Here is a 20,209-nt window from a genome sequence, read left to right as displayed (position 1 = left end):
CTGAAGATAGGTTCAGTAGATGAAAGTGTGATTGCATAGATATATGTAGTTCTGATATTTTAATTTTTTTGATAATCTCAGAACACCGGAACGCTGAGAAGCTAAGCTAAGAAATTCGGACTTTCAAGATGTGAAAAAAGCCCAAAACAAATTAGATTCTATATTTTTGGTAGCTCTTAATATTTTGGTAACATCTAGGGATTGGTTTTAAAAGTAATTCATCAAAAGAACACACTGAATCAGCATCTTTTATAGATTTCAGATTGAATAAGCCTTCATTGCCTCATTTAAATGGCTAAAATTAATATATCGCAGGGTGAAAATAGTTTAGAGCAACTTTGGCAGGAGTTGTGTTCAGGGGACAAAAATGCCTTGGCTGTCTTGTTTACTTCTACATTTGAATCGTTATATAAGTACGGATACAGGATCATACCTAACTCAGAAAAAGTACGTGATGCTATTCAGGAAGTCTTTTACCAGCTTTGGAAATATCGCAAAAACCTTAGCAAACCGGGGTCAGTGAGAGCTTATTTGTTCGTTTCTCTTAGACGTGAACTCCTGAACAGGAAAAAAGCAGCATTACGGAGAGAAGAAATTGATAAGAAGTATTTTGATGAGGAGTTTGACCCTCTGTTGAATTACACCAAATGGGATGAGATCCTGAATCTACAGGAAAAAGAGAGTAAGAAACTTAAAAAGGCAATTGAAAAACTAACACCCAGACAGCGTGAGATTATTTATTTGAAGTATTTTGAGGGATTATCAACTGATGAGATATCCAAGATCCTGGAGATCCGCGCACAAAGTATCTATAATTTTTTATCTGAATCTGTGAAAATGCTTCGTTCTTTTTTGGATGAATGAGTTTTACTGGGTTGTAACTAACTGCAGCACAATACTTTAAAAGTACATTTGCTTATCTTAAAAATTTCTTAACAAAAATAGAGTAGGTTTCCAATCGGCGCTTCTCTATAAGGGCACAAACCGAGAGTAACCCAATTAACTAAGAAATTTTTATATGTCTGATAAGCTCTCAGAATTACTACTTGATGAATCTTTTGTTCGCTTTCTTAAAGGAGAAGCGTCATCAGAGGAGTTTGCAAGATGGAGTGCCTGGTCTGAACAAAATGAAGTTCAAGCTGGTCTTTTCAAAAAGGGAAAGAAACTTTTAGAAGAAGGTTCCCAGCCGCTTCCTATACCAAACACTGAGGCAGAATTAGAACGCTTGATGTGGAGAGTCGACTCTCAAAATCGATATCGGTCCTACAAAGAGGTTCGAAAACGTTCAAGAACAGCCGTTTGGTCTGCAATTGCTGTTGCGGCAAGTATTTTATTGGTGATTGGTTTTTTTACCCGACATACCATATTACAGAACGACGGAACAGATAACGGTCGGGTCTCTTCGGTAACCTATCGAACATTGAATACGGAAACGGGACAAAAAACATCGGTTCAGTATTCTGACGGTTCAAAAATTGTGATCAATGCCAATTCACAACTGCGCCTCCCTGATAAATCCATTAACTCCGATACTATGGAAGTTTGGTTGGAAGGTGAAGCTTTATTCAATATCACAAATAATCCAGACTCAAAACGAGCATTTATAGTACATACACCGGATGGTGATGTGTCAGTGTTGGGAACTGTTTTCTCAGTAAACACAACAAAATCAAGAAGCCGTGTTGTTCTTAGTGAGGGACAGGTTAGAGTTGATGTGCCTGAGAGCGATGACCGGGAAGGACTGAATTACATTATGAAGCCCGGTGAATTGGCAGAGTTTTCAAGTTTAATGGATGAGATCAAGGTTAATAATGTGAATGCTCTGGCATATACATCATGGGCAAGTGACACATTGGTCCTCGACAATACCCCACTTCATGAGCTCATTGACAGAATAGAATTTACCTATGATGTCAGTGTTGAGGTGGAGGATAATGATCTTCTGCGGCAGCGTTTAACCGGAAGGTTGGAAAACTTAAACATAGATTTTCTTTTGACAGGTCTTGCACAGGTGTTAGACGTAGATATCACAAAGCAAGAACAAACGGTCTTTATCAAAAAAAAAACAAAGTGATTCTCTGAAAAGAAAGTCACAATAATAGAAGATATAACATCAAACAGTAACATTATGAAAGCTAAAAGATTCACCCTGCTAGTTTTATTATTTGCATTTTGCTGTATGGGTACGTCCTGGGCAGAACAAGAAGGACAATTCGCCTATAATAACAGTGGAATTCATGAAATAGATCCTTCAGAACAGGTTTCTCTGAAAAAAACTTTGAAAAGTTTGGAAAGCGCTTACAACGTAGTGTTTTTCTACAAAACAGATCTGATTGAAGGTAAAAGTCACCCGAAGGTAGAACTTAGGGGAAGCTTAACTGAAAAACTTGAAACACTTCTTACTCCTTATAGATTAAGCTCCAAGCATCTTGGTGAGCAGGTTTATGTTATATCTAAAAAGGAAGCGTTTTCACAAGCTGTAGCTGATACGGTTAGAGGACGTGTTACTGATGTTGAAAATGGGGAAACACTACCCGGAGTAAATATTCTTATCAAAGGAACTTCAAGAGGTACAGCTACAGACCTGAATGGATCATTTACTCTGACAGCTGAACCACAGGATACACTGATCTTTTCATTTCTTGGGTTTAATACCAGAGAGATCCCTGTAGATGGAAGAAATTACATTGATGTGGCTCTTGTCCCATCAGTATTACAATCTGATGAGCTTATCGTAGTTGGTTATGGAACCAAACGAAGAAGTCAGATCACAGGATCAGTATCCTCGATCAGTTCAGAGAGTATTGATGACACTCCGGTTCTACGTGTTGAACAAGCTCTTCAGGGACGAACTGCAGGGGTTTTTGTAGCTAATCAATCAGGTCAGCCCGGTGAGGCACCAACTATCCGTATCCGTGGAGCCGGTACCACAGGAAGTGCAGACCCTCTATTTGTTGTAGATGGAATGCCTGTTGGAGGAATTGATTATCTGAACCCGGGATCAATTGAATCCATGCAGGTGCTTAAAGATGCAGCTTCGGCAGCTATCTATGGAGCGCGTGCCGCAAATGGTGTGGTATTGATCACTACGAAATCTGGCCGTCCTGATGTGACCAACGTAACCTATGAGGGTTATGCTGGTATTCAGAATGCCTGGAAAAAGATCAACATGCTGGATGCTCGCCAATATATGGTTATGATGAATGAAGGGGCGTCCTATGCCGGTGTTAGCATGCCATTCCCTATCGATCCTCAGGTTACAGGTGGAACAGACTGGCAGGATGCGGTATTTAATGACAACGCACCGATGACAAATCACCAGATCACAATTTCCGGTGGTAATAATAAGACTCAGTATTCAACCGGTATTTCCTATTTCTCACAGGAAGGAATCATCGGAGGTGAAAAATCTCAGTTCGACCGCAATACCTTTAACTTGAAATTAGATAATCAGGTAAGCGATGTATTCCGGTTTGGTAATAGTTTGAATTACAGCCGAATCAACCGAAACGCTGTTCTCAGTAACAGTGAGTGGGGATCTCCATTAAGTAATGCCTTGAATATGGATCCTTTGACTCCAATATTCGAAACCGATGAAGCTGACCTTCAAAGTTACCCAAGCAATGCCGTTCAAAATGAAGATGGCCTGTATTATGGGATCTCAAATTATGTAACTCAGGAGATCGTCAACCCACTGGCAAGATTAGCCGTTACCCACGGTGAAACACAAGTAGATAAGCTTGTTAATAATCTGTACGCCGAGTATGAAGTCATGCCAAATCTTGTTGTAAGAAGTAGCTTTGGTATAGATGCTGCCTTTGTTAAAAGTGATAATTATAACCCAACTTTCTATTTGAATTCTGCTCAAACAAATGGTGAATCGCTAGTCAGCAAGTCTGAAACCCGATGGTTTACATGGAATTCAGAGAATACTGTGAGTTATGAGAATACATTCAGCAATCATAACATTACTTTATTGGGTGGTATCTCAGCTCAGAAAGTTCATTTCGAGGATCTGTTCGGATCTAAGTCTAATCTTTTGATGTCTGATCCCTCCAATGCATGGTTGAACGTTGCTTCCAATGAAGAATCGATGCGCGCCTCAGGTGGAGCTTATAATGAAAAACTTCTTTCCTATTTTGGGCGTGCAAGTTACAACTTTGATGAGACCTACTTACTTACAGGTATTGTAAGGGTTGATGGATCATCAAAATTCGGTTCAAATAACCGATATGCTGTATTCCCATCAGTATCTCTAGGTTGGGTGATGAGTAATGAATCCTTTATGGAAGACCTGGACGATATTAACCTTCTGAAACTTCGTGTTTCCTGGGGTCAGAATGGTAACCAGAACATTGGTAACTTCGCTTATACTTCAACAATTGCAACCGGTTATGGTTACACATTTGGTTCAAATGAAACCTTTACTACCGGTGCCATTCCATCCAGTGTTCCGAACCCAAATCTGAAATGGGAAACATCAGAGCAACTTAACTTTGGTGTTGATGTAGGATTCTGGCAGGATAAACTGATCCTGGCTGCTGATTACTATCAAAAAGATACCAAAGGATTGCTGGTAAGAGCACCAATCCCTGGACATGTTGGAAACAATGCCCCTGTTGTAAACGGTGGTACTGTTGAGAACGAAGGATTTGAGTTCAGTATCGATTACAGAGACTATACCAATGAGTTCAATTATAATGTAGGCTTGAACTTTGCATTCAACAGTAATGAAGTTACTCATATCGGTAATGCAGAGGGTGTGATCGTAGGAACCGGATTCGCAACTTACGGAATTGTGACCCGTGCTGAAGAAGGCTTCCCAATTGGATATTTCTGGGGATATGAGACAGATGGAATTTTCCAAACCCAACAGGAAGTGGATAATTATGTTAATGAGCAAGGCCAGCTTATTCAGCCTTTGGCCGAACCTGGCGATGTGATATTCAGAGACCTGAATGGTAATGGGCAGATCGATGATGGTGACCGTACACAGATCGGAAACCCGACTCCTGACATGACTTTCGGGGCCAACTTTGGCGCAAACTACAAGCAATTTGACCTGTCATTATTCTTACAGGGTACCCTTGGAAATGACATCTTCAATGCAACCCGTCGTCATGACCTGACCATGTCTAACATGCCGGCATCCTACCTTGAAAGATGGACAGGCCCTGGTACTTCTAACGAGTTGCCTAGGTTTACCTGGAATGATGCCAATGGTAACTGGTCTAAGATCTCTGATCTCTACGTTGAAGACGGTTCTTATCTGAGAGTTAAAAACGTACAGGTTGGATACAATCTATCACAAAATATTCTGAATAGATTAAGCCTGAGCAACGCACGCATTTATGTGTCAGCTGAAAACCTATTCACCCTGACCGGATACAGTGGATTTGATCCTGAAATAGGCTCAGCGTCTCCATTAAGTGTCGGTGTCGACCGTGGTGTTTATCCACAAGCGCGCAGTTTCCGACTTGGCGTCAACCTAACATTTTAACAGATAGTTCTACCCATAAACATTCATGATCATGAAATACTTAAAGACTTTAACAGCGTTCTTGATTGTTGCTTCCACTGTTTTTATTAGCAGCTGTGATAGCTTCTTAGATGAACAACCTCTCGACCAACGAGTAGAATCTAACTTCTACCAAACAGAACAAGATGCACAAGAGGCATTAGTGGCCATATATGATGTTCTACAATGGAACACCGTTGTTGGATTCCATGTGCCTGAGATGCTGAGTGATATTGCTTCAGACGACGTGTACGCCGGTGGCGCCAGTCGTAATGACGCTCCGAATATCATTGAGATCGATAAACATAACATCAGAACCACCAATGGTGAGGTACACGGCTTATGGCAGAAATACTACACCGGTATTTATCGCGCTAACAAATATTTGGCAGAGATCGAAGGTCTTGACGCCAATCAGGCTTTTCTGGATCGCACGATCGCAGAAGCTAAATTCCTGAGAGCCTACTTCTATTTTGATCTTGTACGTTTCTTCCAAAATGTACCGTTGATCACTGAGCCACTTGACAATCCTGATGAGTATAACCAGCCTCAGGCAGCTCCTGCTGATGTTTATAATCAGATCGCACAGGACCTTGTGGAAGCTGTTCCGCATCTTCCGGTTACAATTCCGGCAAATGAGCAGGGTAGAATAAGTAAGTGGGCCGGACAGGCATTGTTAGCTAAGGTTTACCTTTACTACTCAGATGTATTTGGCCAGGATCTGACAGCAGGAAGTCAAACTGTTGACAGAGCTTTTGCTATTACAATGATCGACAGCGTGATCACACAAAGTGGTCATGATCTGTTGCCTAACTACGAGGATAACTTCAAACCAGATTTTGAATTCAGTAATGAGTCTGTGTTCGAGATCTCATATTCCGATTCAAGACCATGGTATGACTGGGGCTTTATTCAGGGTGGTGAAGGTAACATGGCGCCACAAATGCAGGGCCCGCGTGTGGATGAACCTGCAAACGAAGACTATCAGAGGGGTTGGAGTTTTTCTCCTGTAACCAATGAGTTAGTGGATGCCTTCGATCCTAACGATCCAAGACTTGATGCTACAGTGCTTTTTGAAAGCGAATTGAATGCAGGAATTACTGTTGGCTATCAACATACAGGTAAGTATACCCAAAAATACACGACCCATAAGTCCTATGAGCCATCGGATGGACAGTTGGAACTCAACTGGGGTAACAACTATCGTGTCATTCGTTTCTCAGATGTACTTCTAATGGGTGCAGAACTTCACTTGAAGAATAGCAATCCAACAACTGCTGAAAATTACCTTAACCGGGTACGTTTACGTGTAGGACTTGGAACCGTTCCGGCAACTATGGAAAACATTAAAAATGAGCGTAGAATAGAGCTGGCACTTGAAGGTCACCGCTATTGGGATCTTCAGAGATATGGTCAGCAGGAAGCAGAACAGAATATTTCTGTACAGGGAGAAGTGAAACCCGGATACCAGGGTGACGCACCTGATTTCGAGATCACCTACAATACAACCAAAGAGGGCTTGTTCCCAATACCACAAAGTGAGATCGATATATCAAATGGCGATCTACAACAGAATAACGGCTATAATTGATCCGGATCTGAAGAACTAAGAATATTTATAACCGAAACAATATCACTATGAAAACACTAACAAAAATTCAATGGATTGTTCCTGTACTGCTACTGTTTGGATTGGTAGCCTGTGAACCACAGATGTCGTCAGATCCATCACTTGATCCGGCACCAACATCTGAAACAGTGACATTTGAATCAACACCTGATTCAGAAAACCCAAATGTGATTCAATTTACCAATACTTCAGAGGGTAGCTTCAGAGCAGTTTGGGATCTTGGAAATGGTCAAACAGCAGAAGGGGATGAAGTAATTGGTGAGTATCCACTGAAAGGTGAATACACTGTAACACTGACTATTTTTACTCCATCTGGTCAGGCAATGAATACAGGTACTATCGATATCCTGGAAACCAATGCTACCATGCTTGATGACCCAAATCTTAATATCTTGACTGGCGGTGTTGATAACGTTGATGGTAAAACCTGGGTTATTGACAGTACTCAGGCAGGACATATGGGAGTTGGTCCAACCAGCAGTTATTGGCCGGAGTATTGGGCAGCTCCACCAGAAGCTAAAACTGGATCAGGTATTTATAATGATCGATATACATTTATTCTAAATGGCTTTTCATTTGATATGGAAACTAATGGTGATGTATTCCTGAATGCCTCTTACGGAGATGAGTTTGATAACACGACCGTTCCACCAGATGGAGCTGATCTGATGGCTCCATGGACTGCTCCTGATAACCAAACTTTTAGTTTCGTTGAGCAGGAAAATGGTGATATGTTTCTAACTGTTTCAGATCCAACCTTTATCGGTTTCTATGCTGGAGCACGTCGGTACCAGGTGCTGGAGTTAACAGAAAATAAAATGACAATCAGATATGAGGACACCAAAAATGGTTTGGTTTGGTATCATACTCTTATTCCAGAGGGATATACTCATCCTGTAGTACCAGAACCGGAACTGCCTTATACCTCAGAAGAATTATTTGATAATTTTGACGAAGAAGGTAATATAGTTTGGACAGCTGACGAAGTTGGTGAGTTCAACGAAAACTATGATAACCCTGCTCCTGTACCTGTCAATACTTCAGGTAAAGTAGCTAAGTATGTCAAAAACCTTTCTCAGTTTGACAATGTGTACACCGACCTGGAATACAATATCAATTTGAATGAAAGAAATATTGTTCGCCTTAAGGTTTACATGCCTTCATATAACGATTATACCACAGTTGATCCCGGTGCACAGGCTTGGTCTTCAGGAATCCTGGAACAACAGGTAGAAGTGAAACTGCATGATACCAAGAACCCTGCTCCGTGGGAAAATCAAGCGGCTATCATTCAACCGGTAAATCAGTTAGATACCTGGGTTGAATTAGAGTTTGATTTCAGCGGTTGGAGTGATTCTGATATTTATGACAAGATCATAATTCAGATAGGTGGAGAAGGACATAGCCAGCCGGGTATTTTCTTCCTGGATGATATTGAATTCACTGCACCACAATAGTATTAGTAAATAGTAGTTAAGGAAGGAGGCAACAGTTTCCTTCCTTTTTTTATACCTAAAAAATAAACCGATGATAAAAAGTGCCAAAAACGTGAGCTTATTAGCCTTTATTTTAATCCTGTTTATAAACCTAACAAATTGTAGTTCTGAAAACAGTGTGGACAGCTTTGACTATAATGAAACAGATCCCACGGATACACTTCAAGCGGGAGATCTGATATGGTCTGATGAATTTTCAGATAACGGTGCACCAGACTCAGGTAACTGGACCTATGATATTGGGCACGGAGATTGGGGTTGGGGTAACAATGAAGAACAGTATTACACAGACGAATCAAAAAATGTACGAATTGAAGGTGGAAATCTGGTAATAAGTGCTCTGAAAGAAAATGGTGAGTGGACTTCAGCACGCCTTAAAACGCAGGGATTAAAAGAATTTAAATACGTTACTGTTAGAGTAAGGGCCAAGCTTCCTGAAGGCATAGGTACTTGGCCTGCCATCTGGATGTTGGGTTCTGATATATCTTCTGAAGGATGGCCGGCAGCCGGTGAGATCGATATTATGGAGCATGTTGGGAAAGACCCGGGCGTTGTACATGGTTCATTGCATACCCCTTCAAGTTACGGAAACACCCAAAACTCAGATCATGTAAATGTCCCTGATTTTAGTTCTGAATTTCATGTTTACGAACTAGAATGGACTCCAGAGAGCATCACCTTTAAGCTGGATGATGAGGCCTTTTATGTCTATAGTCCAAGCTCAAAAACAGCAGAAGCCTGGCCTTTTAACGATGATTTTTTCATCATCCTGAATGTTGCAATGGGAGGTAACTGGGGGAGTGACCGGGATTTAGAGACCGGCGATGGAAGTAGCAGGAATGGGATCGATCCGAACCTGACAGAGGCAACTATGCTGGTTGATTATGTCAGAGTCTTCAAGAACTAAATCTTTTATCAGATAGAAGAAATACCAATTATTCAGGTTAACCAAATAACCCTTTGATACTTCCACCGTCATGGCTAATGGTTTGTCCTGTAACATAACCGGAGTGAGGAGAAAGTAACCAGGTTGCCAGTGAAGCGAACTCTTCAGCCGTTCCCATTCGCCCAACCGGGATGCCTTTTTCCATCTTCTCTTTTGCTTCTTCAAAACTGATGTTGAGTGATGCTTTATTCTTCTGGATCACTCGTTCTATGGCCGGCGTTTCGTGAGAGCCCGGAGCGAGTACATTAGCTGTCACACCTGATCCGGCTATTTCCAGCGCCAGCGTTTTAGCAAAACCAACTACTCCCGCCCTGAAACTGTTACTAAGTGTTAAAGAGGGTAGCGGTTGCTTTACAGATTGACTTTCAATGAATAGCATTCGACCATACTTTTTTTCTTTTAAGAAAGGAGCTACCCTTAAAGCCAGATCGATTTTCCAACGCATCACTAATTGCCAGGCAGAATCCCAATCTTTCATTTTGGTTTCCAAAGGAGTTCCTGTGGGAGGTCCTCCTGCATTAAATACAATGCCATGCGTTTCCTTTGATTGAACCGACTTTTCGATCTTATCCAAAGTTTCGCCATAGATCAAACTTCCTTCTATGATCTCTGTTTTATCATCAAAGTTGGAAAACTTATCCTGTAACAAATTTCCTCGGCGTGCCACTAAAACCACATGTGCTCCTTCTTGTAAAAGCTGCCGTGAAATAGCTTCGCCGAAGCCGCTGGAGGCTCCACATACTACAAATCGTTGATCGGTGAGTTTTAGGTCCATAATTCTCTTTAATTTCTATGTTCTATTATTTCTAAAACATTTCATCCCGGAAAAAGTTCGATATGAAGTTATTGTAAAGTTTTGGGAGATAATAAGAAAAGGGCAAATGAATGCTGTATTTTGCATCGATAATAATCAGCACACTTACGAACATATTCAATTAAGATGAAAAAGCTCACAGTTTTAGTGATTGCCATTGCTATGTCTATTTCTTTTCAAGGCGTGCAGGCTCAAAGTTTTCAGGAAAACTTTCGCATTGATGGCGTGATGTTTTTCACATTTGAACACGATATCACAGGCGACTCTTTCGAAAATCAGTTCACCCTCAAAAGGGGGTATGTTAACTTCAGGCATCAGCTTGCTGACCGCTTCAGCGCTCGTATTACTCAGGATGTAACAATTGATCAAGAAGGTGATGGAATTGGGGATATTGAGCTGCGCCTGAAATATGCTTTTGTGGAATATGATCTATCAGGTTATGGGATCTTTAATGATCCGGTTGTTTCCGGTGGGGTAACCAGACGTCCATGGATCAGTTTTGAACAGGAAATAAATGATTACAGATCCCAAAAAAGTATGTACCTCGACCAAAATGACTTTTTACCCTCCGCAGATTATGGAATTTATTTTGAGACCGGTTTTGGGGAAAGCCTCAATGAACCTAGTTTAAGTTCGAATGATAGCCGTTATGGAAGTTTTGGTGTAGGAGTGTACAACGGGGGCGGGTACTCCTCTCTTGAGCAAAACAACAATAAATTATTAGAAGGAAGATTAAGTCTGCGTCCATTTGCGGGGTTCTTACCCGGATTTCAGGTGTCTGCTTTTGGAGCATATGGTAAAGGTAATTCCTCTGCAAATCCGGAATTCAATATTTATGGAGCGGCTGTAACTTTTGAGTCAAATCGGTTTAATTTTGTTGGTCAGGGTTTTGAGTCAACAGACGATATTCGTTTTGAAGATCTTCAGGGAATTACACCTTATCAATTTCAGGGATGGAGTGTTTTTGGTGAATTACAACCTTTAAAAAATATACCCATTGCTATAACCGGGAGGACAGAGCAATTATTTGACAAGGATCGTCAGAGGTGGATCGTTTTGGATAGTGTGGTTGGGCTCGCTTACGTTTTTGAAGACAGGTCTAAGATCATGATCGATTTTAGTCATAGAGAATCCAGGGCGGTATTTGATCCGGCGGATTTCAGCCGTATAGAGCTGATCGGTGAGATCCGGTTTTGAACTATTGATTCTAAAGTCCCACAACGCTCGCAGGACCTTCGGACGCTGCGAGGTTGTTACATTGTGAACAAAGTAAAACCTGCGAGCGTCCCCAAGACCTCGCAGCGTTTGGGTGTGGGTTCAACAATCAAAGCTCCCCGGCCACCAGGTAACCGGTATATCCCAAAAAGATCACTAGCAACAGTGTGGCTTCCCACCGATCCAGTTTTTTCTTTTGTCCGGTGAACATTCCAATAAAAAGTAAAACGGTTCCCCCTGCCAGCAGGTACATTTCTGAATTAAATGAGGGGTTGTATTGAATAGGTTTTACCATTGAACTGACACCAAGTATCAGGAATATATTGAAGATGTTTGACCCAATTATATTTCCAACAGCAATGTCGGTGTTCTTTTTAAAGGCGGCCACCATAGATGTAGCAAGTTCGGGAAGGGAAGTGCCCGCTGCAATAATTGTGAGCCCAATGATCTTTTCACTGACACCCAGTATATTCGCTATTTCGATGGCGTTATTTACAACAAAGTTTCCTCCAACTACCAATCCCGCTAAACCCATCAATATGAAACTCCAGATCTTAAATGGTGATAGCTGAGTGGGTGTATCAGCGTCCACTGCTGTATCGGTAGATAATTGTTTATATACGTAGAAAAGGAAGCCACCGAACAGGATCAGTAGGATCAATCCATCCAGCCGGCTAAGTAAAAAAGAATCAGCTGCCCACAGATCATTCGTGAGAAAAAAGAGTAAGATGATGGCAAACAGGGATAAGGGAATCTCCCTCCATACCGTACTTGACTGAACTATAAGCGGTGTAATAAGGCCGGTAATGCCGAGGATCACAAGTAGATTAAAATTATTACTTCCTATAACATTGGCAAAAACGATCTCATGGTGACCTTCTATTGCTCCCATGATATTGACAACAAGTTCAGGTGCTGAGGTGCCAAAAGCGACAACAGTCAACCCTATAGCCAGATCTGAAACATTGAATTTTTTAGCTAGTGCAGAAGCCCCATTAACTAAAAGATCAGCTCCTTTTATCAAAAAAATAAGCCCGAGAGTGAGCCAAAGTAGAAGAACAGTCATCTTTTAAAGAGTTTTGGATGTGGTTTGACACAATTATTTATTTAATAATACGGAATTGGTCAAATAACCCGTATATTTAAGGCTTGCTGTTTTTCGGTAAAATAAATATGTGAATAAATATTGGATCTGGTTCAGAACCAGCCATCTTATTCACTATATACAAGTTAATAACAGATATACCGAGCAGCAATTTCATTTTAAAATAATAGATTTTACCCACTTACATGTCACAAGATTTAAGAAATATTGCCATCATTGCCCACGTAGATCATGGCAAGACCACGCTCGTAGATCAAATTCTAAAACAGAGCGGTACCTTCAGAGAGAACCAACAGGTAGAAGAGAGAGTAATGGATTCCGGTGATCTTGAAAAAGAACGCGGAATCACTATCAGTTCCAAGAATACAGCCGTTAAATGGAAAGATACGAAGATCAATATAGTAGATACTCCGGGTCACGCTGACTTTGGCGGCGAGGTTGAACGAATTTTGAAAATGGTAAATGGAGTGATCCTGTTGGTTGATGCGGCTGAGGGCCCATTGCCTCAAACCAAATTTGTTCTTAGAAAGTCGCTGAGTTTGGGTTACAAGCCGATCGTTGTGATCAATAAGATAGACCGAAAAGATGCACGCCCTGATGCCGTATTGGATGAGATCTTTGACTTGTTTGTGATGCTGGATGCAACAGATGAACAACTGGATTTCCCGGTACTATATGCAGTAGCCGTAAACGGTATCGCGAAAGAGCATCTGGAAGATGAGGATGTGAATCTGGCTCCCTTACTCGACAAAATAGTGGAGCATGTTCCAGCACCGGAGCAGAACACGGATGAAAAATTCAAGATGCTGGTCAGCAGTATCGACTGGAATGACTATGTAGGTCGTATAGCTGTAGGCCGTATCGAACAAGGTACCATCAAAGTAGGGCAGGAAGTTGCCTTGATGAATGGTAAGGGAGAGGTTAGAGAAAAAGCCCGTGCCACTAAACTTTACACCTTTAATGGACTGCAGCGAGAACCCGTTGAAACGGCTGTTGCAGGTGATATCATTGCGTTGGCCGGTTATGAAGAAGTAAATGTCGGGGATACGTTAACAGATACGGCAGATATGACACCACTTGAATATGTGGATCTGGATAAACCAACCATTGCCATGTATTTCAGGGTAAACAATTCACCATTTGCAGGAAAAGAAGGTGATTATGTAACATCCAATCAGCTGAAAGATCGGCTGAATAAAGAAGTTCGCACTAATGTAGCCATGCGGGTAGAGCCAACGGAAAGCCCGGATATTTATAAAGTTTCAGGTCGGGGCGAATTGCAGATGGCTATTTTGATCGAGACCATGCGTCGTGAAGGATATGAATTCTCGGTATCCCGTCCGGAAGTCCTTTTCAAGGAGGTAGATGGAGTGACGCACGAGCCGGTTGAAGAAGTTGTAGTGGATGTTCAGACCGATTACAGTAACCGGGTGATCGACAATTTGCAAAAGCGAAAAGGTATTATGACATCCATGAGTCAGGAAGGTGAAAATAACCGAATTGAGTTTCGCGTACCTTCCCGAGGTTTGATCGGTTTCCGGGGCGAGATGCTTACTGAAACACGAGGTACCGGTATCATGCACCAGCAGTTTGATGGCTATGAGCCATATGCCGGTGAGATCCCAGGAAGGAACCGTGGGGCCTTGATCGCATTAGAACAAGGTGATGTTACCGGCTATGCACTTGAAGGTATTCAGGATCGAGGAGAATTTTTTGTTGAACCGGGAGATCCGGTATATATGGGCCAGGTTGTTGGCGTAAACAAACGCAACGATGACATGGTGGTTAATGTTGTGAAGAAGAAAAACCTAACCAATCACCGAGCAACACAAACCGCGGATTCCGTAAAGATCAGTCAGGCCAGAAAGCTAAGCCTGGAACAATGTATTGAGTTTATTGATAACGATGAACTATTAGAAGTAACTCCAAAAGCTTTGCGCATCCGCAAGACATTCCTTGATCATAACGACCGTAAGAGGGAAGAGAAGAAAAAGGCCGGGGTTTAAGGTTGATCCAAATAAAATCATCCTAGCCCATAAAACTTGACCTTACTCTGAAAGTATGGTGCAAAGACTTTTTGTAGATCAGAGTTTTCTGGAGTAGTAAGGTTTGGATCCTGAGCCAGTAATTCATTTGCCATTTCTTTGGCTTGAGTCAGCAAGTACTGGTCTTCTACGATATCAGCAAATTTAAAATCGGGAAGGCCACTTTGTTTGGTACCAAGAAAGTCACCCGGGCCACGAAGCTTCAGGTCAGCTTCCGCGATCCGGAAACCATCGTTGGTTTCTTCCATGGTTTTGAGCCGGTAAGCTCCCGACTTACTCACCTTAACGTCAGGCATAAGAATGCAATAACTCTGCCGTTTGCCACGACCAATTCTTCCCCGTAACTGGTGAAGCTGAGAAAGGCCGAATCTTTCAGCATGCTCAATGATCATTACTGATGCATTCGGTACATCCACACCAACCTCGATAACAGTAGTGGAAACCAGGATCTGGATCTCATGATTGATGAATTGTTTCATGACAGCATCTTTTTCCTCTGTTTTCATACGGCCATGGAGCAAGCCAATTCCGAATTCCGGAAAACGTTTTTTGAGCCTTTCAAAGCCGGCCGTGGCATCCTTCAGGTCCAGCGCCTCGGATTCCTCAACCAAAGGGTACACCACATATACTTGCCCGCCATCCTGAACTTCCTGCCTTACGAAATTCATAACGTGTTCTCGTTTTTTCTCAGACCGAATGGCTGTTTTGATTGGTATACGTCCGGCTGGAAGATCCTTTATGATCGATACATCCAGGTCGGCATAAACGGTCATGGCAAGGGAGCGGGGAATAGGAGTTGCACTCATGACCAACATATGAGGATGTTCTCCCTTGTTTAGAAGGTCAGCTCGTTGTTTAACACCAAAACGATGCTGTTCATCAATAACGGCAAGTCCAAGGTTATGGAACCGAACCTGATCCTGTATTATAGCATGAGTGCCAACTATTATCTGTGCATTGCCACCCTCAATATCCGTCAGTATATCGGTTCTCAAAGCCTTTTTTTGGGAACCAATGAGCAACCGAATGTTGATTGGCATATCTTTGAGGTGATTTGAAAGTGTTCGGTAATGTTGCTCAGCCAGTATTTCCGTAGGAGCCAGGAAGGCAGCCTGATAACCATTGTCAAGAGCCATAAGTATTGCACCAATGGCTACAACGGTCTTACCGGCCCCAACATCTCCCTGTATGAGGCGGTTCATCTGTTTGCCTGAACGGACATCTTTCTTTATCTCAGAGAGAGATGTTTTTTGTCCGTTAGTTAGTTCAAAAGGGAGAAGTTCGTTGAAATAGCGCTTTGTGAAATTTCCCGATTTCTTGAACACATGCCCAGCGCCACGTTCCTTCACGGTATGGTGAATTTTCTCCATGCTCATCTCAAACAGAAAAAGCTCTTCAAATTTAAATCTGTTTAGAGCATTTTTATGTTCATTATGTGAGTCTGGAAAGTGTATCATCCGGTAAGCCTCTGACCGTTCTGGGAAATTCAATTCTGATAGTAGAGATTCGGGTAAATATTCCGAGACTGTTACCTTGTTCATGATCTGTTTCATCCATTTCTGGATCATGCTACTTGTAATTCGGGCTTTACTCAAACCCTTGCTGCCTGGGTATATGGGTACGATCCTGGAGAATGCCTCAAGGTCGCTTTCATTTGAGATCTTGTCTACCTCAGGGTGAGCAATAGAGATCATTTTTCCAAACCGTTTGGCAGGCCCAAAGAAAGCTACGGTCTCTCCTTCTTTGAATACACGTTTGAAGTATCCAGCTCCCCTGAACCAAACCCCTTTTAATACTCCATGACCATCATTTATGACCACCTCGAGTCTTTTTTTCTTTCCATACCCAACCATATTGATTTGAGTAACCTTGCCGGCAACAGTTACTTCTTCGCCGGCACCTTTTAAATAATTGATTTGCTGTGTATTGCTTCGGTCAAGGTATCTGCGGGGGAAAAAATCGAGCAGATCAAGGATATTCCTTATCCCTTCAGAATGTAATACTTCAAGCCTTTTGGTGCTTAGATTGTCAAGATCTCTTAATTTCAATTGATATAAAGTTATATATCGGATAAACAGTTAATATCCTAATTTATGTGAAATAAACGCTCATTATCGCCAAAATATCGGGCAATAGGAAGAAACAAGAAATAAATGATATAAAATTTTTGCATTCTTCCATGAACGTTCCCTATATTTGCAAGCTCTCGATTCGATGGCAATAACCAAATAATTGAACAGTGCCAACTATACAACAACTCATACGAAAAGGTAGAAAAAGTAAAGTAAGTAAGACAACAGCTCCTGCGCTGCAAAATTGTCCGCAGAAGCGTGGTGTTTGTACTCGCGTATACACAACAACACCTAAGAAGCCTAACTCGGCTCTACGTAAGGTAGCACGTGTACGTTTAACAAACGGTATTGAAGTTTCGGCTTACATACCTGGAGAAGGACATAACTTACAGGAACATAGTATTGTGTTGATCCGCGGAGGTAGAGTAAAAGATTTGCCCGGTGTTCGATACCATATTATTAGAGGAACGCTAGATACAGCCGGTGTTGAGGGAAGAACTCAGAGCCGAAGCTTGTATGGCACTAAAAAGCCTAAAGGGTAACATTAAGAACTTAAGATTAATCGAGCATGCGTAGAAAAACAGCAGACAAAAGAGATGTACAGGCGGATCCAATATTTGAGGATAAGCTGGTAACACGCTTTGTGAATAACCTGATGCGAGACGGCAAGAAGAATGTTGCTCGTAAGATTGTTTATCAGGCATTTGAAGTAATTGAAGAAAAAACTGGTGAAACCGGGATCGATGTATTCCGAAATGCACTGCAGAATTCTACTCCTGTTGTGGAGGTTAAGTCACGACGAGTAGGTGGGGCAACTTATCAGGTGCCTGTTGAGGTGCGTCAAGAACGTGGTACGGCACTTGGAATGAGATGGTTGATCAAGGCTGCGCGTTCCAGAAACGATAAATCAATGTCAATTCGACTTTCCAGAGAGCTGATCGATGCTTCTAATAATGAAGGCGGTGCGGTTCGTAAGAAGGATGAAACACACAGAATGGCAGACGCTAATAAAGCATTTGCTCATTTTAGATTTTAAAGAATATTATTTGAACAAGTATTATGTCTGAAGCAACAAAAACAGATCCAAAAATTTTAGATAAGATCCGGCGCACGCGGAATATCGGTATCATGGCTCACATTGATGCCGGTAAAACAACCGTGACTGAGCGTATTCTATTTTACACAGGTCGTAGTCACCGTATGGGTGAGGTGCATGATGGCGCCGCAACTATGGACTGGATGGAGCAGGAGCAGGAGAGAGGAATTACAATTCAGTCTGCTGCTACTCATTGTATATGGAAGGATCACCGAATTAACATTATTGATACACCGGGTCACGTTGACTTTACCGTAGAGGTAGAGCGTTCACTTCGTGTATTGGATGGTGCTGTCTTTGTGCTTGACTCTGTCGGCGCGGTTCAGCCACAGTCAGAAACTGTATGGCGTCAGGCCAACAAATATGAAGTGCCATGTATGGCCTTTGTAAATAAAATGGATAAAGTTGGTGCTGATTTCTATAACGTAGTAGAAGAGCTTGATGAAAAGCTGAATGCCAATCCAATTCCAATTCAGATTCCTATAGGTTCTGAAGCTGATTTTCAGGGCGTTGTTGATCTGATCAATATGCAGGCTATCATCTGGGATGATGAATCTCTTGGTGCTAAATATGATGTTGTAGAAATACCTGAAGAGTTGAGTGGTAAAGCTGCCGACTATCGTCAGAAGATGATCGAGGCTTTGGCTGACTATGATGATTCTTTAATGGAAAAATACCTCATGGAGGAGGAGATCTCTGAAGAAGAGATCATTTCTGCTCTTCGTGAGGCAACGATTTCCAAGGATATTACACCGGTAATGCTGGGAACTGCCCTAAAGAATAAAGGGGTTCAGGTATTATTGGATCGTGTATTGGATTTCATGCCTAATCCGCTTGATATTCCTCCGGTTAAAGGTATTGACCCGGAAACTGATGAAGAGGTCAAGAAAGCACCGGATGTAAATGCTCCATTTTCTGCTCTTGCATTTAAGATCATGACGGATCCATATGTAGGTAAGCTTACTTTCTGTAGAGTTTACTCTGGCAGGCTGGAAAAAGGTTCTTATATACTTAATGCTTCTACAGGTAACAGAGAGCGAGTTGGGCGTCTTTTAGAGATGCACGCTAATGACAAGAAAGATCTTGATTACATACAAGCAGGTGATATTGCTGCTATTATTGGAATTAAAGAAGTTCATACAGGTGATACTCTCTGTGCAGAAGATCACCCAGTAATACTTGAGCAGATCACTTTTCCTGAACCTGTAATTAAACTTGCCGTTGAGCCTAAAACAAAAGCTGATGGTGAGAAACTTTCTACAGGTCTGCAAAAACTAGCTGAAGAAGATCCTACATTCCAGGTTAGAACTGACCATGAAACAGGTCAGACCACTATTGCCGGAATGGGTGAGCTTCACCTTGAGATCATTGTTGATCGCCTGAAAAGAGAATTCAAGGTTGAGGCAAACGTTGGTGCTCCTCAGGTTTCTTATCGTGAAACCATTTCCAAGACAGTTGAGCACAGAGAAATTTATAAGAAGCAAACCGGTGGTCGTGGTAAGTTTGCTGATATAACTTTTGAGATGGGTCCGATCGAGGAATTTGAAAATTACGATGGTAATGAAGACCGAATTACCCGAGAGGAAGGATTCATCTTTATCAATGAGATCGTGGGTGGTAATATTCCAAGAGAATTCATTCCATCAGTCATGAAAGGTTTCCAGGAGGCCACAAATAGTGGTATTCAGGCAAATTATTCAGTTGAAAATGTTGGATTCAGACTAAAAGATGGATCATATCACGATGTTGACTCTGACCAGTTGAGTTTCGAATTATGTGCAAAACTTGGCTTCAGAAATGCAGCTAGAAAAGCTGCACCTAAAATCCTTGAGCCTGTTATGAAGGTTGAGATCATCACTCCGGAAGAATATATGGGTGATGTGATCGGTGACCTTAACAGTAGAAGGGGAATCATGCAAAGTATGGATTCTAACAAAGAAGGATCTGTAGTTAAGGCTCATGTGCCTCTTTCCGAAATGTTCGGTTATTCTACGGATCTTAGATCATTGACACAGGGTCGTGCAGTGTACTCTATGGAGTTCCACGACTACATTGAAGTTCCGGAGACATTGGCTCAGGAAATCATTGAGAAACAATCATAAAGAAATTAATAACACTAAGTATAAATTAATTAATCATGGCAAAAGAGACCTTTCAACGGAATAAGCCCCACGTAAACGTAGGCACGATTGGCCACGTAGATCACGGAAAAACGACATTGACGGCAGCGATTACGACAGTAATGGCGAAGACGTACGGTGGCGTAGCGAAG

Annotated in this window: 15 protein-coding genes; 12 read left to right on the top strand and 3 right to left on the bottom strand. The window is 41.9% G+C overall.

Going from position 1 to position 20,209, the window contains the following annotated elements; genetic code table 11:
• Window positions 1-291: 291 nt before the first annotated feature.
• The 6 genes from AC13FX_RS01790 to AC13FX_RS01765 all read left to right on the top strand — a co-directional run bounded on the left by AC13FX_RS01790 (window position 292) and on the right by AC13FX_RS01765 (window position 9,551).
• The gene (locus AC13FX_RS01790; RefSeq protein WP_482878689.1) at window positions 292-864 is read left to right on the top strand and encodes an RNA polymerase sigma factor; all 573 of its coding nucleotides are present in this window, start codon (window positions 292-294) and stop codon (window positions 862-864) included.
• A 154-nt stretch (window positions 865-1,018) separates the two neighbouring features.
• On the top strand, window positions 1,019-2,074 hold the full coding sequence (locus AC13FX_RS01785; protein WP_482878687.1) for a FecR family protein: 1,056 nt from the start codon (window positions 1,019-1,021) through the stop codon (window positions 2,072-2,074).
• 54 nt (window positions 2,075-2,128) lie between these two features.
• Window positions 2,129-5,500, top strand: a complete 3,372-nt coding sequence (locus AC13FX_RS01780) for a SusC/RagA family TonB-linked outer membrane protein (RefSeq protein ID WP_482878686.1) — start codon at window positions 2,129-2,131, stop codon at window positions 5,498-5,500.
• Between the two features lie 31 nt (window positions 5,501-5,531).
• Window positions 5,532-7,109, top strand: a complete 1,578-nt coding sequence (locus AC13FX_RS01775; protein ID WP_482878685.1) for a RagB/SusD family nutrient uptake outer membrane protein — start codon at window positions 5,532-5,534, stop codon at window positions 7,107-7,109.
• A 47-nt stretch (window positions 7,110-7,156) separates the two neighbouring features.
• Window positions 7,157-8,605 carry a PKD domain-containing protein gene (locus AC13FX_RS01770; RefSeq protein ID WP_482878684.1) on the top strand — a complete coding sequence of 483 codons (1,449 nt, stop codon included), beginning with the start codon at window positions 7,157-7,159 and terminating at the stop codon, window positions 8,603-8,605.
• A gap of 157 nt (window positions 8,606-8,762) precedes the next feature.
• Window positions 8,763-9,551, top strand: a complete 789-nt coding sequence (locus tag AC13FX_RS01765; RefSeq protein ID WP_482878683.1) for a glycoside hydrolase family 16 protein — start codon at window positions 8,763-8,765, stop codon at window positions 9,549-9,551.
• A gap of 37 nt (window positions 9,552-9,588) precedes the next feature.
• Here the strand turns inward: AC13FX_RS01765 and AC13FX_RS01760 are convergent, their stop codons facing one another.
• Window positions 9,589-10,365: an SDR family oxidoreductase gene (locus AC13FX_RS01760; RefSeq protein WP_482878682.1), complete on the bottom strand. Its 777-nt coding sequence runs from the start codon at window positions 10,363-10,365 to the stop codon at window positions 9,589-9,591.
• 165 nt (window positions 10,366-10,530) lie between these two features.
• Between AC13FX_RS01760 and AC13FX_RS01755 the strand changes: the two genes are divergently transcribed.
• Window positions 10,531-11,601, top strand: a complete 1,071-nt coding sequence (locus AC13FX_RS01755; RefSeq protein ID WP_482878681.1) for a hypothetical protein — start codon at window positions 10,531-10,533, stop codon at window positions 11,599-11,601.
• A gap of 127 nt (window positions 11,602-11,728) precedes the next feature.
• On the opposite strand, the gene AC13FX_RS01750 is transcribed toward AC13FX_RS01755, so the two are convergent.
• Entirely contained in the window at window positions 11,729-12,685 is a 957-nt protein-coding gene (locus AC13FX_RS01750) for a calcium/sodium antiporter (protein ID WP_482878680.1), read from the bottom strand.
• 224 nt (window positions 12,686-12,909) lie between these two features.
• Here AC13FX_RS01750 and typA point away from each other — a divergent pair, with 224 nt between their 5' ends.
• Complete coding sequence (typA, locus tag AC13FX_RS01745) at window positions 12,910-14,730, top strand: translational GTPase TypA (RefSeq protein ID WP_482878679.1); 1,821 nt, start codon at window positions 12,910-12,912, stop codon at window positions 14,728-14,730.
• Between the two features lie 17 nt (window positions 14,731-14,747).
• On the opposite strand, the gene recG is transcribed toward typA, so the two are convergent.
• On the bottom strand, window positions 14,748-16,817 hold the full coding sequence (recG, locus tag AC13FX_RS01740) for an ATP-dependent DNA helicase RecG (RefSeq protein WP_482878678.1): 2,070 nt from the start codon (window positions 16,815-16,817) through the stop codon (window positions 14,748-14,750).
• Between the two features lie 191 nt (window positions 16,818-17,008).
• Between recG and rpsL the strand changes: the two genes are divergently transcribed.
• The 4 genes from rpsL to AC13FX_RS01720 all read left to right on the top strand — a co-directional run.
• Entirely contained in the window at window positions 17,009-17,383 is a 375-nt protein-coding gene (rpsL, locus tag AC13FX_RS01735; RefSeq protein ID WP_020404630.1) for a 30S ribosomal protein S12, read from the top strand.
• A 26-nt stretch (window positions 17,384-17,409) separates the two neighbouring features.
• Window positions 17,410-17,877, top strand: a complete 468-nt coding sequence (gene rpsG, locus AC13FX_RS01730) for a 30S ribosomal protein S7 (protein WP_395080369.1) — start codon at window positions 17,410-17,412, stop codon at window positions 17,875-17,877.
• Window positions 17,878-17,900: 23 nt separating this feature from the next.
• Window positions 17,901-20,039, top strand: a complete 2,139-nt coding sequence (gene fusA, locus AC13FX_RS01725) for an elongation factor G (RefSeq protein WP_482878677.1) — start codon at window positions 17,901-17,903, stop codon at window positions 20,037-20,039.
• Between the two features lie 35 nt (window positions 20,040-20,074).
• Window positions 20,075-20,209, top strand: a 135-nt coding sequence (locus AC13FX_RS01720) for a GTP-binding protein (RefSeq protein WP_350201445.1), incomplete at its 3' end; no start/stop codon positions are given.

The organism is Gracilimonas sp. B-17 (assembly GCF_056857935.1).
The sequence above is the reverse complement of the archived record's forward strand: the minus strand, read 5'-3'. Positions and strand labels throughout refer to the sequence as shown.

Coding starts and splice junctions, on each gene's coding strand:
- AC13FX_RS01790 (WP_482878689.1), top strand. CDS start 292: ATGGCTAAAATTAATATATCGCAGGGTGAAAATAGTTTAGAGCAACTT.
- AC13FX_RS01785 (WP_482878687.1), top strand. CDS start 1,019: ATGTCTGATAAGCTCTCAGAATTACTACTTGATGAATCTTTTGTTCGC.
- AC13FX_RS01780 (WP_482878686.1), top strand. CDS start 2,129: ATGAAAGCTAAAAGATTCACCCTGCTAGTTTTATTATTTGCATTTTGC.
- AC13FX_RS01775 (WP_482878685.1), top strand. CDS start 5,532: ATGAAATACTTAAAGACTTTAACAGCGTTCTTGATTGTTGCTTCCACT.
- AC13FX_RS01770 (WP_482878684.1), top strand. CDS start 7,157: ATGAAAACACTAACAAAAATTCAATGGATTGTTCCTGTACTGCTACTG.
- AC13FX_RS01760 (WP_482878682.1), bottom strand. CDS start 10,365: ATGGACCTAAAACTCACCGATCAACGATTTGTAGTATGTGGAGCCTCC.
- AC13FX_RS01755 (WP_482878681.1), top strand. CDS start 10,531: ATGAAAAAGCTCACAGTTTTAGTGATTGCCATTGCTATGTCTATTTCT.
- AC13FX_RS01750 (WP_482878680.1), bottom strand. CDS start 12,685: ATGACTGTTCTTCTACTTTGGCTCACTCTCGGGCTTATTTTTTTGATA.
- typA (WP_482878679.1), top strand. CDS start 12,910: ATGTCACAAGATTTAAGAAATATTGCCATCATTGCCCACGTAGATCAT.
- rpsG (WP_395080369.1), top strand. CDS start 17,410: ATGCGTAGAAAAACAGCAGACAAAAGAGATGTACAGGCGGATCCAATA.
- fusA (WP_482878677.1), top strand. CDS start 17,901: ATGTCTGAAGCAACAAAAACAGATCCAAAAATTTTAGATAAGATCCGG.